The organism is Paenibacillus sp. sgz302191, assembly GCF_057749925.1.
Genome location: NZ_JBYLHY010000010.1, coordinates 1 through 13,895, shown reverse-complemented (window position 1 = coordinate 13,895; position 13,895 = coordinate 1). Strand labels below are relative to the sequence as shown.

Here is a 13,895-nt window from a genome sequence, read left to right as displayed (position 1 = left end):
ACGTCATCCTTTACTAATTAGGTTGTCGATCGGGAGGCGAAGCGTGAAGGTCGTCCCCGTCTCTCCGGTATCACTGCTGCGAAAGCCGACTTCGCCTTGCAGGCTGCCGGCGAGCGCTTTCACATAGTACAGTCCGATGCCTGTCGAAGGATTGCCTGAAGCGTCGTATTTCGTCGTAAATCCGGGTTCGAACAAAGCATTGCGGATTTTCGGAGGTATGCCCGGGCCGTTGTCGCTGACCTCAAGCAGCAGCCAATTTTCGTCGCGCTGCGCGGAAATGACGACGGTTCCCGAGAACGCCATCGCTTCGACGGCATTTGCGACCAGATTATTCAGCAGCGACAGCAACGTATAAACCGGATAAGGCGGATGCGATCCATCCGTATGAATCCGGAAATCGACCGTTTTGCCCAGCAGGTGCGCGTAGTTCCGGTTCGTCTTGACGACGACCTCGCACAGCTCCTGAACAGGCATCGAATCGGCTCCGCTTTCGCTTGAAATAATGTCCGCAATGCCGGCGTATATGCGCTGATTGTCTTTTTTGATCTCGTGCACCTGCCCGGCGATTTGCAGGGCGGCCCGCGCAAGCTCGCTGCGGTCCGGTGCCGGCGATTCGTTCATCAGCCGCTGATAGAGCCCATAGCTGTCCCGCGTAATCCGCTCCGCGTCCTGGAGCGTTTTTTTCAGTTGAATCGATTCCTCGTACAGCTGGGAGACCAGAATGAGCATCTGTTCGTACTGTTTGCGCTGCTGCCGCTGGGCCGTTTGCTGCTCCCGGTGTTTCAGAAAGACGAACAAGCCGACGACGGAGAAGCTGCGGAAAAAGGCGATCAGCAAAATTTCATTAACCGAGGTTGCCGACAAATGTTCCAAAGTCCATGGGGAGCGGACGAGCAGCTCTACGGTATTAGCTGCACTGTCGGCCGCCGCCGCAAGCAGACCCATTTTGTACGGGCGGTCTCCGTAGCGGCCAATCCGCAGCAAATAAAAAATGAGCGTGTACGTGAAGTAGTAAAAAAAGGCGGGATAATGCTGGTTGAACGCTTCGGCAAAATGAAGGGTAGGGTAAACGTATACGTCTTCGGCTATGCGAAACAAGGGGACCGCCAGAGACCCCGTCAGGCCGAGCGCCAGCATGTGAACGCGGCTGTTCCACAATAATAGGAAGAAAAACGCCGCAGTACCCATACTGACGCGAAAATCATCGTTAAACGGGTAAAATTTGAATTCCCCGGACAAAGATACGACGATCGCCGTCAAACCTAAGAAAAATAGTTTTTGTTTCAAGCAAACGAACCCTTCCTCGTTGTGGTTTATCTCATTACTATAACGCAATTTGCCGCCGTTCACACATCTTTCAAAATTTTTTCGAGCGGTTGTGTAGTTTTTTATAGAATCCGGTAGGAGTGATTATACAATCAATTTGCAGCGTAATCAAACAAAAAGAAAGCGCTTCAAAAACTGAAATCGAGGTGGAACTAATGAAAAAATTCGGTTTGGCCCTGCAGGTATTCATTGGACTGGCGATCGGTATTATCGTCGGGGCCGTCTTTTACGGCAACCCGGCGGTAGCCACCTATTTGCAGCCGATTGGTGATATTTTTATCCGTTTGATTAAAATGATTGTCGTTCCTATTGTCATTTCATCGCTCATTGTCGGCGTAGCCGGAGTGGGCGACATCAAGAAGCTCGGAAAGCTGGGCGGGAAAACGCTGCTCTATTTCGAGCTGGTGACGACCGCCGCGATCATCGTCGGCCTGCTGGCGGCGAACATCGTGCAGCCCGGCGCAGGCGTCGACATGGGGCATCTGGCGAAAACCGACATCGCCAGCTACGTCGCCACGACAGAGAAGGTGCAGAGCCACAGCTTTGCCGATACGTTCGTCAACATCGTGCCGAGCAACATTTTTGAATCGCTGGGCAGCGGCAACATGCTGGCGGTCATCTTTTTCTCCGTCATGTTCGCGCTGGGTGTCGCGGCGATTGGCGAGAAGGGCAAGCCGGTCATCGCTTTCTTCCAGGGCGTCTCGGAGTCGATGTTCTGGGTTACGAATCAAATTATGAAATTCGCTCCGTTCGGCGTATTCGCCCTGATCGGCGTGACAGTATCGAAGTTCGGCATTTCCTCGCTTTTGCCGCTTGGGAAACTCATTTTTACCGTCTACGGAGGCATGTTATTCTTTATTTTCGTAGTATTCGGACTGATCGCCAAAATGGCCGGAACGAGCATCATTTCCATCATCAAAATTTTGAAAGACGAAATCGTGCTCGCTTATTCCACGGCAAGCTCGGAAACGGTTTTACCTAAATTGATGCAAAAAATGGAAAACTTCGGATGCTCCAAAGCGATTACCTCTTTCGTCATTCCTACCGGGTACTCGTTTAATCTTGACGGCTCTACACTGTATCAGGCGATAGCGGCGCTGTTTATTGCGCAAATGTACGGCATTCATTTGCCGATAACGACACAGCTTACGCTTGTGCTCGTGCTGATGGTTACGTCCAAAGGCATTGCCGGCGTGCCCGGCGTTTCCTTCGTCGTGCTGCTGGCGACGCTGGGGTCGGTCGGCATACCGGTAGAAGGACTGGCGATTATTGCCGGCATCGACCGCATTCTCGACATGGCCCGCACCGTCGTGAACGTGCTCGGCAACGGACTGGCGGCCATCGTAATGTCCAAGCTGGAGGGACAATATGACAAGGCGCAGGCGAAGCAATATTTGAATTCCATTGACGAAGTAAACAAAGCGGCATAGCATATGACTTGAGAGATGGACAAAACAGCGATTGGAGCGAGAGAACATGTCGAATGGAAACGTACGGTTGGAAAAAGATTTTCTGGGATCGAAAGAAGTCCCTTCCGAAGCATATTACGGTATTCAGACGCTGCGGGCGATGGAAAATTTTCCGATTACGGGCTACCGCATTCATGAGGAACTGATCATTGCGATGGCTATCGTCAAGAAGGCGGCCGCGCAGGCCAACATGTCGGCGAGGCAGCTGAATCCGCGTCTGGGCGAAGCGATCGTGCAGGCCGCGGAGGAAATTATCGGCGGGCAATGGCACGACCAATTCATCGTGGACCCGATCCAGGGCGGAGCCGGAACTTCAATCAATATGAACGCGAATGAAGTGATCGCCAACCGTGCGCTCGAACTGCTCGGCAACGTGAAGGGGGACTACTCCGCTCTAAGTCCGAACAGCCATGTCAACATGGCGCAATCGACGAATGACGCGTTTCCTACGGCCATTCATATCGCCGCTCTTTCGCTGCTTGACCAGCTGCTGGCGACGCTCGGCCAACTGCATGACGCTTTTCAAATCAAGGCAAAAGAATTCGACGGCGTGATCAAAATGGGGCGCACGCATTTGCAGGACGGCGTACCCATTCGCCTCGGCCAGGAATTCGAGGCGTACAGCCGGGCGCTGGCCCGGGATATCCGGCGGATCGGCGGGACGCGCGCCTGCCTGTACGAAGTGAACATGGGCGCGACCGCGGTCGGCACAGGGCTGAACGCATCCCCGCGCTATATTGCCGAAGTCGTGGAGCGTTTGGCGGCGATCAGCGGGTTTCCGCTCACAGGCGCCGAGCATCTGGTCGATGCCACGCAAAACACGGACGCTTACACCGAAGTTTCGGCCGCTTTGAAAGTGTGCATGATCAACATGTCCAAAATCGCCAACGACCTGCGGCTGCTCGCATCCGGGCCGCGCGCCGGACTCGGCGAGATCAGCCTGCCGCCCCGGCAGCCGGGCTCCTCGATCATGCCGGGCAAAGTGAATCCGGTCATGTGCGAGGTCGTCAACCAGGTCGCCTTCCAGGTCATCGGCAACGATCATACGATTTGCCTGGCTTCGGAGGCCGGCCAGCTTGAGCTGAACGTGATGGAGCCGGTGCTTGTATTCAATCTGCTGCAATCGTTAAGCATGATGAATCAGGTGTTCAAGGCGTTCCGCACCTACTGCCTTGAGGGTATCCAGGCTAACGTGGAGCAGTGCAAAGCCTACGTAGACCGGAGCGTAGGGGTCATTACTGCGCTTAATCCGCATCTCGGCTACGAGGTGGTCGCCAGAATCGCCCGCGAAGCGATTGAAACCGGCCGCTCCGTACGGGAGCTATGTCTTTTGTACAACGTGCTTACCGAAGAAGAACTGGATCTTATTCTGGATCCGTATGAAATGACGAATCCCGGCATTGCGGGAGCGTCGCTGCTGGAGAGGGAATGATCCTGACCTGTACGGCGGATCCCCTTGGTAGCACGAAGAAAACCTGCAAACATACATGAATTTGCGTCCTTGATCGCTGTTCACGAACAATTCCTGCAAAAGTGCAGGCTTTTCACCAAATATATAGACTCATACTCACTTTCAGCGAAAACTCATGCACTTTTGCAGGTTTTTCGCCAAAATAAGCGAATTTCAGAGAGAAAACCTGCACTTTCGCAGGTTTTTTTCCTTGCCAAGCCGCTTTGCCTCCTCACTTCAGCTCCGTAACCTATGCAGGAGAGGCGCAGGTCGGGGAAGAGCGGCTGCCGAGTTCATCGGACAGGCTCCCGGGAATGCTGTTTTTTTCGTCGAAGCCAGGTTACCAGGGCGACCAGAAGGAGCGGCGCAATGTATGCGGCAGTATCCATGAGGGGCCAGATGATGTAACCGTCTTCGGTAAATTTCAGCTCCTCGGCATACATGGTGCTGGCTAACAGCAGGCAGACCAGGGCAACGGGGAAAACGAGCATGTTGGAATCCGGCAATTTCAGCAGTTGCGCCAAGACTTTGATTAATATGAACAAGACGATGGAAGCTTTCATATAAGAGCCGACGATCAGCGAGAAACCGACCACCGATTCGATTCTTTCAATGATTTCCTGAATAAATATTAAGCGGGCAAGCTGATATAAGGAATATTTCAGTTCGCCGGCCAAAGGGCCCAAAGCCATAATGGAACAGATGATGGACACAAGCAGCGTTATACCGTTAACGGTGATCGCAATCGTCATCATTTTTCCGAGCTTGGGCTTTTCGTCATTGCGGACATACGGGAGGATCATCGCGTACAGCGCAACTTCGGCATAAGGGAACCCGTATGCGATGTAAGCGCCGTGAAGGATCGGCTTGATCCCGTCCGGCATGAACGGCAGCAAAAATTCCGCGTGATAGTAAGGCGAAGCCATCGCCCAAATCATAAGTATAAATGCGAACATCAAAGTCAGCAGAACAACGGCCATCCGGGCTATGACTTCAATGCCTTGGCGGACCGTTAGCGCTATCGTAACGAAAAATAAAAGATGAATGGCGGAGACAGGCGTTTCCTTCATCATCGTGCTTTTGAAGAAGCCGCCGATTTCAATCACAATGGCCGATACTTGCCAGAACAAGGCGCAAACATACGGCACGGCGAGCAGAATCGTCAGCCATTTCCCGAGCGCCTGCCGGCTCTGTTCAAAAAAAGCCGCCCCCGGATTCGCTCTGTGCAAATAGAGGATGCAGGCCAGTATAAGCAGCCCCATGGCAAAAGCGATGATAAGCGAAAGCCATGCCCCGTTTTTGGCGGCGCCCGCGAGCGGCGACGGAATCAATACGATGGACGAGCCGGTCATGCCGGCAAGAAACAGCATAGCCATTTGGAAAGAAGAGATGCTTTCTTGCTTGTTCATCATAACCATCCTTTTATCGATCGCATCGATCCCGGCCGGCTTCACTCCGGAAGCTTGATCATCTCGACAATGCGTTTTGCCGGTTTCTCAAAGAAGTACTCCATGAGATCATTCAGATTCGCCCATTGCTTATTCGTCACAAAAAGGAGGCCGAGATACAGAATCGGAATCGCAAACATTCCATAAATGATCCGCTCCCGCCTGCCGGCCTGCTTCCATTTCGAGGCGTCGCCGGCCAGCATTCCCACACAAAGAAGGAGGAGAACCGCGAATTTGGCGAGCACGGCTATTCACCTCTTTTCCGGAAAGGCGTGCCAAGGTTGAGCCCGGTATCGAGCAATTTGACCTGGACATCGATATGGAACCGCACATCGGCGAAACGCTCGTTCCAATCCGGCTTCAACCGCTTCCACAGCGCCGGGTTTTTTCTGTATATGCGATTTCCGATGCCGAGAATATCGATTTTTTTGGCCTGGGATTTAGTAATTATTTTCCGCATATTTTGCTCGACTTGTTTGCCGATCATGCGCTCGAATTGTTTCCCTTCATCCTTGGTCTTCAAAATGGAACAGCGAAGCTCGCCGACACTCCCGGTTATTTGGGTCGAGACATCGACGCTAATGTCGTTTCCCTTGATGATGGGCGTCATTTTTGTCTGCAGCGTGGTCACTTGATACGATTCTTTGGACATTTTCGATTTGGATGTCGAGCCGATGCAGGGAAATTCGACGATCCCGTGGTCGTACTTGTCGTACAGCATCGCCAAAGCCTGGGTATCGGACGGCGATACCGCAAGGTCGGTCATATATCCTTTTTGGATGACTGCGCTTCCGGCTACGGACAACGCATGTGAAGATTTGTCTTTATAGATGAAAGGAACAATGCCGACGTTCGTTTCGCTTTTTAGCTGAATCGCGAGTTCGAGCAGCGGCACTTTGGACGTTTTGGATGTGTATGTTTGCGCCGTTTCCTCGATGCTTCGGAGTTGTTCGCCAATGGTGTTTTCGATGAACGGCTTGACGTACAGGTAGTCGCCCGCCTTGCCTTCCGCGATCAAGAGCAGGACGGTACCCCTCGGTTCATGATCTCTTGAGAAAAAATCGAGTACTTCCCCGATATGCTGCTTTCGGGCCAATTGTTCGCCGATGACGATGATGCGCATATGGTCCCATTTTGCCTTCCGCCCCAAATGAATCGTGATATCCCGCACCGCGTCGAAGACGGTATCCGCTTCGGTTTTAATGTTCAGCCCTTTTTTTCCCTGCTTGGCGGTTTCGCCCATACTGGTTCCTCCCGAAGGATTGTAAAAATGGGTGGTGAGCGCGATTTTTCCTTCTTCGTTCTGATCGATCGCGACCGCCTGGACATACCCGAATTCGGTCAATTCCGCCTTATCCCAGCAGCCGGTGAGCGGGACTAAGGCCAGTACAGCCAGGGCGATGCGAACGAACGGTTTCATGACACCTTTTTCCTTTCTCCCGTCTTTTTGTGCAAATGCTGGTTGCGGGGCGAATGAAGCAATATTTTGCGCGCGAAAATGATGATGACGTCGCGGAATTGCTTGATGTCCAGAGGGGCCAAGGGCGACATATACGGCTGGCCAAGCGAACGCAATGTCGTGAGATGCAGGAATACAAGCAGGCATCCGATCATGATGCCGAGACCCCCGAACGTGGCGGCGAGTACCATGAGCGGGAACCGCAAAATCCGCACCGCGATGGACATGCTGTACTGCGGCAGCGCGAAGGAGGCGATTCCGGTCAGCGAAACGACGATGACCATAACCGGGGAAGCGATTTTGGCCTGGATCGCAGCCTGGCCGATAACGAGCGCGCCGACGATGCTGACCGCGGAGCCGACCGGCCGCGGCAGTCGAATGCCGGCTTCACGCAGCAATTCGAAAAAAAATTCCATAATGAGCGCTTCCACGAACGCCGGGAACGGAATGCCTTCGCGCGTGTCCAGGATCGCCAACAGCAGCACGGTCGGCAGCAGCTCGGAATGGAAGGTCGAGAGGGCGATATAGGTGCTCGGAAGCAGCAGCGCCATCAGGAATGCGCCAATTCGGAGCAGCCGGATTAACGAAGTGAAAACCGTTCTTTGATAATAATCCTCGCTGGTGGAGAAAAACTCGAGAAAATGCGCCGGACAAATGACGATCGTCGGCGTTCCGTCTACCATTACGATAATTTTGCCGTCGAGCAGTGCGGCGATCGCCGTGTCCGGACGTTCCGTATATCGCACCTGAGGAAACGGCGACAAGGAGGATTCGCCCAGCCATTCTTCCAAATACGAAGTTTCCAAAATTTCTTCCTTGTCGATATCCGCAAGGCGCCGCCTGAATTCGGTTAGCGTCTCCGGATTGACGGTTCCGTCCAAATAACCGAACGTGATGCTGCGCTGGCTTTCCTCTCCCGCCCGCAAAAATTCGAACTTGAGCCTTGGCGACTTCAGCAGGCTGCGGATGATGCCGATGTTGGTGGCGAGATCCTCGATCATGCTGACGTGCGGTCCCTGCACGACCGGCTCGGTAATCGGCTCGTTCAGCTGGCGGTGTTTGACGTCGAGCGCACTGTAGGCAAGCGCCTTGTCCCATTGGTTGAAAAAGATAACCAGATTCCCGTCCAAAATGTGCTGCACGGCTTGCGGGAAGGCGACCAACATTTTGGCCGACTGGGCGGACACCCCGTTACCGGAAAAAAAGCCGGCTATCTGTTCGGGCGTAACATCCTCCGCCGGTCCGATTTCGTGCGTCACCAGATCCTGCAGCGTTTCCTTCATATAGTTCACTTTTTTGTTTTGGACGAGCGTATCGAAATAGACGGAGAATGCCGTTTGCCCGAGCTCCGGGCCATAGCTCCAGGGAAGGATGACGAGATCTTTGCAGTTGCTGAACGTCGTCTGGATTCGCTCCAGACTGTCGGCCAAACAGGCCGGAATGCAGGCGCTGCCCTGGTCCGTCTGCCTGGACTGTTCCTCGGCAGGCTGGGGCGGCTTTGCGGCGGGCGGGCGATTTTTGAAAAATAGCTGTCTCCACATTGTCTGCACTTTCCTTGTCGGGAATCTATTGGAATCTGTATGGCTTATCGTTCCTCATCCATGGGGGCAATATTCGCATCCGCACAGAAGGATATGTTCCAAGCCGCCGTTAACCGACCTCTGGGCATTTGCATACGATACAGTACAACAATCCAATGGAGGGAATCATCCATGAAACGTATAGGCTTGGTATGTGGGCTGACAGCGGTGCTGCTGCTCGGCATCATTTTACCGGCGTGCGGCAAAAAAGCGGAGGAAACGGCGAAAGTCCGGATCGGGGAAGTGACGCGATCTTTATTTTATGCCCCGCAGTACGTCGCATTGTCGCAAGGATTTTTCAAAGAGGAAGGGCTCGAGGCGGAGCTGACAACGACGCCGGGCGGAGACAAGACGATGACCGCTCTGCTTTCAGGCGGGATCGATGTGGCGCTGGTCGGTTCGGAAACGTCGATCTACGTTGCGCAGCAGGGCTCGGATGACCCGGTCATTAATTTTGCCCAGCTTACGCAAACGGACGGTACTTTTCTCGTATCCCGCAAAAAAGTCGATCCGTTCGACTGGAACTCGCTCAAGGGCTCCGTCTTTCTGGGACAAAGAAAAGGCGGCATGCCGCAAATGGCCGGAGAATTTACTTTGAAAAAGCACGGCATCGACCCGAAAAAAGATCTCGAGCTGATTCAAAATGTCGATTTCGCCAACATTACGTCCGCCTATTCCTCGGGCACCGGCGAATATGTCCAGCTCTTCGAGCCCCAGGCTTCGATCGTTGAAAAAGAGGGCAAAGGCTACGTCATCGCTTCTTTCGGCGTGGAAAGCGGACACCTGCCTTACACTGTCTTTATGAGCAAAAAAAGCTTCATCGACAAAAATCCGGGCACGATCCAGAAGTTTACGAATGCCGTGCAGCGCGCGCAAAATTGGGTTAATGCCAAAAGCGTAGACGAAATCGCGCAGGCGGTTCTGCCCTTTTTTAAAGACACGGACCCGGAAATCGTCAAAAGCGTCATCAAACGCTACAAAGATCAAGGCTCGTATGCATCGGACCCGATCGTCGACGAGAAGGAATGGAACAACCTGCTCGACGTGATGACGACGGCAGGCGAGTTGAAGCAGAAAGTGGAGTGGAGCAAGCTGGTCGACAACACGTTTGCCGAGAAAGCCAAAAACAGCGTGAAATAGTGAAAGAGCACAGCGGAACGGCGCACGCGACACATGAGGGCAAGAGGGGGGAGGAACATGGACACGGCTGTATCCATTGCTGAAATTACGCAAATTTATGTCACACAGCAGCGGGCTACGCTAGCCTTGCAAAATGTAAACATGACCGTCCGGCGCGGCGAATTCGTCAGTCTCATCGGTCCCAGCGGATGCGGAAAAACGACCGTCTTGTCGATCGTCGCCGGGCTGATCGCGCCGACAGCCGGCGTCGTCACCGTAGCGGGAGAAGCGGTCAGCGGGCCGTCTTCCAAGATCGGGTACATGCTGCAGCAGGATTATTTGTTTCCTTGGCGCACGATTTTTCATAACGCGGCGATCGGACTGGAGCTGCAGGGCAATTTGACCGCGGAGAAGCGGGAGTACGTGCTTCACCTGCTCGACGAAATGGGGCTTGCACGCTACAAGGATTACTATCCGGCACAGCTTTCCGGAGGGATGCGCCAGCGGGTCGCGCTCGTGCGCACTTTGGCGACGGAGCCGGAAATTATGCTGTTGGACGAACCGTTCTCCGCGCTCGATTACCAGACCAAGCTGCAGCTTGAAGACTTGGTCGCCGGGACGCTGCGCGCCAAAAACAAGACCGCGGTGCTCGTCACGCACGACATTTCCGAAGCGATTGCCATGAGCGACCGGATTATCGTGCTGGAGCCGAATCCCGGACGCATTCGCCGTGAGTTTGTTATACCCGAGGAGATTCGCCTGGCGCTACCGTTCTTGGCGAGGGAGCTTCCCGGTTTCAACGGATTGTTCAAGTCCGTTTGGCAGGAATTCGAAGCGCCGGAGACAGGAGAGGATACCGATGCAAAATGAAGAGATCCGGCCTGCCGAGCCGTCCATGGTTACTGCGCGGCGGCTAACGCACGAAGTGCGGCGGCAGTATATCGCCGCAAGAAACAAGGAAACCGTCTGCGTTCGGCTAACCCAGCTCGCCATCCTGATCGCCTTCTTCGCGCTATGGGAGCTGGCCGGCCGGATGAAATGGATCGATGTGCTGCTGTTCAGCTACCCGAGCAAGGTGTTCGGTCTGCTCTGGGAGAAGCTGCTCGACGGCTCGCTTTTGCCGCATGTGGGAGCCACCGTTTTTGAAACGTTTGCCGGTTTTGCCCTCGGCACTCTGTTCGGTACGGCGCTCGCCGTCATCATCTGGTGGTCGCCGTTTTTGTCCCGGGTGCTCGATCCTTACATCGTCGTGCTGAACAGCATGCCGAAGGTCGCGCTCGGCCCGCTGTTCATCGTCGGCCTCGGCCCCGGGCTGCTTGCAATCATTGCGACAACGTTGTCGATAACCGTTATCATCACGACGCTTGTCGTGTACGGCAGCTTTAAGGAAGTCGATGCGAACTACGTCAAAGTCGTTCACATTTTTGGCGGCAGCAAGCGGAAAGTGCTGCAAAAAGTCATTTTGCCGGCCTCCTTTCCGGCGATCATTTCGACCTTGAAAGCGAACGTCGGTCTGGCTTGGGTCGGCGTGATCGTCGGCGAATTTCTCGTCTCGCAAATCGGCCTCGGCTATTTAATTATTTACGGCTTCCAGGTGTTCAACTTCACGCTGGTCATGAGCACGCTGATCGTCATCGCACTCGTCGCGACGCTGATGTATCAGGCCGTTGCCTACCTCGAAAAGCGGCTGACCAAACACCGATAAGCTTGCCACATGCGGCCTGAAATGAAATAATGAGCCCATAGACGAACCGCGAAAGAGGTGAAAGCTATGGGCTTTCGAGTGCTAAAAACGGCGATTGCCGTCGTAATCGCAATGTGCGCCGCCGGGCTGCTGGGGCTGAAATCGCCTGCGGCAGCGGGCCTGCTCGCGATTCTCGGCGTCGAGGTGACGAAGAAAAAAGGGCTGCAAAGCGCCCTGCAGCGGCTTGCAGCTTCCTTGATGGGGCTATTGTTCGGCTCCTTGCTGTTCCTGATGTTCGGTTTTCATGCGTGGGTCGTCGGGTTGTTTGTGCTTGCTGTTTTTCCGATTTTGCACCGCTTGCGAATCAGCGAAGGAACCGTGACAGGTGCGGTCTCGATGTTCCATCTGTACGCTTACGAAACGGTGAGCCTGCCGGCGATTCTGAATGAAGTGTATTTGCTGCTGGTCGGTTTGGGCACGGCGACATTGATCAACATCGCCTACATGCCCAGGGCAGACCGGGAGATCACCGCACAGAAGGAGCGGGTCGAGCAGCTATTTTCCGACATTTTCAAACATATTGCGGCTCATTTGCGGGACAATTCCACCGTTTGGGACGGCAAGGAACTGCTGGATGCCGGGGAAGCGATTGAACGCGGCGGGCTTTTGGCCAAACGGTCGCTGGACAACACGCTTCTATTCGGAGGCGATCCTTACTGGAGGGTCTATTTCTACATGCGCGGCGAACAGCTGGATCTGATCAACCGAATGACCGATCTCGTCGCCCGGGTATATCAGACATTGCCGCAGGGCGAACTTGTCGCCGCTATATTCGAAGGCTTGAGCGAGCACGTCAAAGCGGACTATTACATAGGTCATACGGAGCGGGAATTGCAGCTGCTGGAGCAGCGCTTCAAAGAGATGCCCTTGCCGGCGAACAGAGAGGAATTCGAGGTGCGTTCCGCCATTTTTCAGCTGCATAGAGAACTGATACAGTACTTGTCCGTCGCCAAGAAACAAAAGAAGCAAAAGCCCGGAAACAATGAATAAGAGGCGAATGCCGTCGAATCTTAATACAAATTTTAGTAGACTGAGCCTTAAATACTATGTATAATCGATAAATAGGAAAATTATACTATTTATTGGGGGCTGTTGAAGTGGCATTTCTAAAAGTATTGGGATGGATTTTCGTGCCTTACGTCATGATCTTTGTATCATGGAAAAATTTGCGGGTCGCAGGTAAAATTTTCGGGGTCATTTGGGCTGTTATTGCTGGGCTTTATGTGATCGGTAGCTTGAAAATGGCTACGGCGAAAAAAGAAGTGAGCGCCCCTGTCAAAGTGGAGCAAAAGCAGGAGCAGGCCGACACCAAAAAAGCATCGCCGGCGGCTGCGGCTACGGCCAAATCGACGCCAACACCGACTCCAGCGCCGACACCGGCCGAACTTTCCAAAGAGGGCGTATCTTCCGATGTGAAAATCACCGTCGAAAGCGTGGAAACAAAAGAAGAGGCCGGCGACAACGAATTCTTGAAGGCCAAGGCGCAAGGCGTTTTCAAAATCATTAAACTGACGGTTGTCAACAACCAAAAAGATAAGATCACCGTCGATCAGGCCAGTTACAAATTAATCGACGATCAAAAAAGAGAATTTTCGAGCTCTTCGGACGCCATGACGGCGGTTGGCATGGACAAATCGTTTTTCCTGAAAAGTCTTAATCCCGGATTAAGCCTTACCGGCTACGTCGCTTTCGACGTCCCGAAAGATGCAAAAGGATTTTATCTGCAAGCGCAAGGCGGCATGATGGGCAAAAAAATCAAGCTTAAAGTAGAGTAGCTGATCAAATCTACGGGACGAAGCACAGGACGTGGCTTCGTCCTTTTTTCATGGGCGCCGGAGTGCCGGCCTGGCTTCGTGCGGTCGACCGACCGCCGCCATGCAGCGCAGCACCGCAAGCTGGGACTGCGCGCGGGCGCGAGTAAGCACGAGCGAAGCGCCTAGTCGGTGCTTCGGGTGTGGACCCGAGCGATGCGAAACATCGGTAGAGGGCGGGGAAGAGGGGGAAAACCTGCAAAAGTGCAGTTTTTTTTCGTAAAAGTGGCTTATTTTGGTGAAAAGCCTGCGATTGTGCAGGAATTTTTTATAAAAACGAATATGAGCCTATGTTTGCGGCGAAAAACCTGCACAATTGCAGGAATATTTCGTGGCCGGCATATCCATCGAGAAAAAGATGTACTTTATACGAAAATAAAAAGTAACTCTAGCCTCGTATGATGGCAGAACGCGTTTGAAAACGGCTGGGTTTGGACATACTTATCTCTAAAAAAGCAAAAAAAAAGCCCACTGCCCGAATTTTAGCTT

At 53.4% G+C, this 13,895-nt stretch carries 12 protein-coding genes; 7 read left to right on the top strand and 5 right to left on the bottom strand.

All coding sequences use genetic code 11. The features are described 5' to 3' along the window. Positions 1-3: 3 nt before the first annotated feature. The gene (locus AC3G2T_RS16140; RefSeq protein ID WP_488436144.1) at positions 4-1,287 is read right to left on the bottom strand and encodes a sensor histidine kinase; all 1,284 of its coding nucleotides are present in this window, start codon (positions 1,285-1,287) and stop codon (positions 4-6) included. Between the two features lie 194 nt (positions 1,288-1,481). Between AC3G2T_RS16140 and AC3G2T_RS16135 the strand changes: the two genes are divergently transcribed. After that, positions 1,482-2,756 carry a cation:dicarboxylate symporter family transporter gene (locus tag AC3G2T_RS16135; RefSeq protein WP_488436143.1) on the top strand — a complete coding sequence of 425 codons (1,275 nt, stop codon included), beginning with the start codon at positions 1,482-1,484 and terminating at the stop codon, positions 2,754-2,756. Positions 2,757-2,802: 46 nt separating this feature from the next. Next, positions 2,803-4,227, top strand: coding sequence for an aspartate ammonia-lyase (aspA, locus tag AC3G2T_RS16130; RefSeq protein WP_488436142.1), 1,425 nt, complete (start codon positions 2,803-2,805; stop codon positions 4,225-4,227). A 311-nt stretch (positions 4,228-4,538) separates the two neighbouring features. On the opposite strand, the gene AC3G2T_RS16125 is transcribed toward aspA, so the two are convergent. Genes AC3G2T_RS16125 through AC3G2T_RS16110 form a run of 4 tightly spaced genes read right to left on the bottom strand, consistent with a single transcriptional unit; the run spans position 4,539 to position 8,693 of the window. Next, positions 4,539-5,657, bottom strand: a complete 1,119-nt coding sequence (locus tag AC3G2T_RS16125) for a GerAB/ArcD/ProY family transporter (RefSeq protein ID WP_488436141.1) — start codon at positions 5,655-5,657, stop codon at positions 4,539-4,541. A gap of 38 nt (positions 5,658-5,695) precedes the next feature. Continuing rightward, on the bottom strand, positions 5,696-5,938 hold the full coding sequence (locus tag AC3G2T_RS16120; RefSeq protein ID WP_488436140.1) for a hypothetical protein: 243 nt from the start codon (positions 5,936-5,938) through the stop codon (positions 5,696-5,698). 2 nt (positions 5,939-5,940) lie between these two features. Then, positions 5,941-7,113 carry a Ger(x)C family spore germination protein gene (locus AC3G2T_RS16115; protein WP_488436139.1) on the bottom strand — a complete coding sequence of 391 codons (1,173 nt, stop codon included), beginning with the start codon at positions 7,111-7,113 and terminating at the stop codon, positions 5,941-5,943. Then, positions 7,110-8,693 carry a spore germination protein gene (locus AC3G2T_RS16110; protein ID WP_488436138.1) on the bottom strand — a complete coding sequence of 528 codons (1,584 nt, stop codon included), beginning with the start codon at positions 8,691-8,693 and terminating at the stop codon, positions 7,110-7,112. The genes AC3G2T_RS16115 and AC3G2T_RS16110 overlap by 4 nt, the downstream gene beginning before the upstream one ends. A gap of 171 nt (positions 8,694-8,864) precedes the next feature. Here AC3G2T_RS16110 and AC3G2T_RS16105 point away from each other — a divergent pair, with 171 nt between their 5' ends. The 5 genes from AC3G2T_RS16105 (at position 8,865) to AC3G2T_RS16085 (ending at position 13,370) form a co-directional block, all read left to right on the top strand. Further along, positions 8,865-9,872 (top strand): ABC transporter substrate-binding protein, encoded by a 1,008-nt coding sequence (locus tag AC3G2T_RS16105; protein WP_488436137.1) that lies wholly within the window; start codon positions 8,865-8,867, stop codon positions 9,870-9,872. A gap of 57 nt (positions 9,873-9,929) precedes the next feature. Continuing rightward, positions 9,930-10,721: an ABC transporter ATP-binding protein gene (locus AC3G2T_RS16100; RefSeq protein WP_488436136.1), complete on the top strand. Its 792-nt coding sequence runs from the start codon at positions 9,930-9,932 to the stop codon at positions 10,719-10,721. Further along, a complete protein-coding gene (locus AC3G2T_RS16095) occupies positions 10,711-11,556 on the top strand; it encodes an ABC transporter permease (protein WP_474681792.1) in 846 nt (281 codons plus the stop codon). Before AC3G2T_RS16100 ends, AC3G2T_RS16095 begins: the two co-directional genes overlap by 11 nt. A gap of 66 nt (positions 11,557-11,622) precedes the next feature. Next, a complete protein-coding gene (locus AC3G2T_RS16090; RefSeq protein ID WP_488436135.1) occupies positions 11,623-12,585 on the top strand; it encodes an aromatic acid exporter family protein in 963 nt (320 codons plus the stop codon). Positions 12,586-12,737: 152 nt separating this feature from the next. Next, on the top strand, positions 12,738-13,370 hold the full coding sequence (locus AC3G2T_RS16085; protein ID WP_488436292.1) for a DUF4352 domain-containing protein: 633 nt from the start codon (positions 12,738-12,740) through the stop codon (positions 13,368-13,370). Positions 13,371-13,895 lie beyond the last annotated feature (525 nt).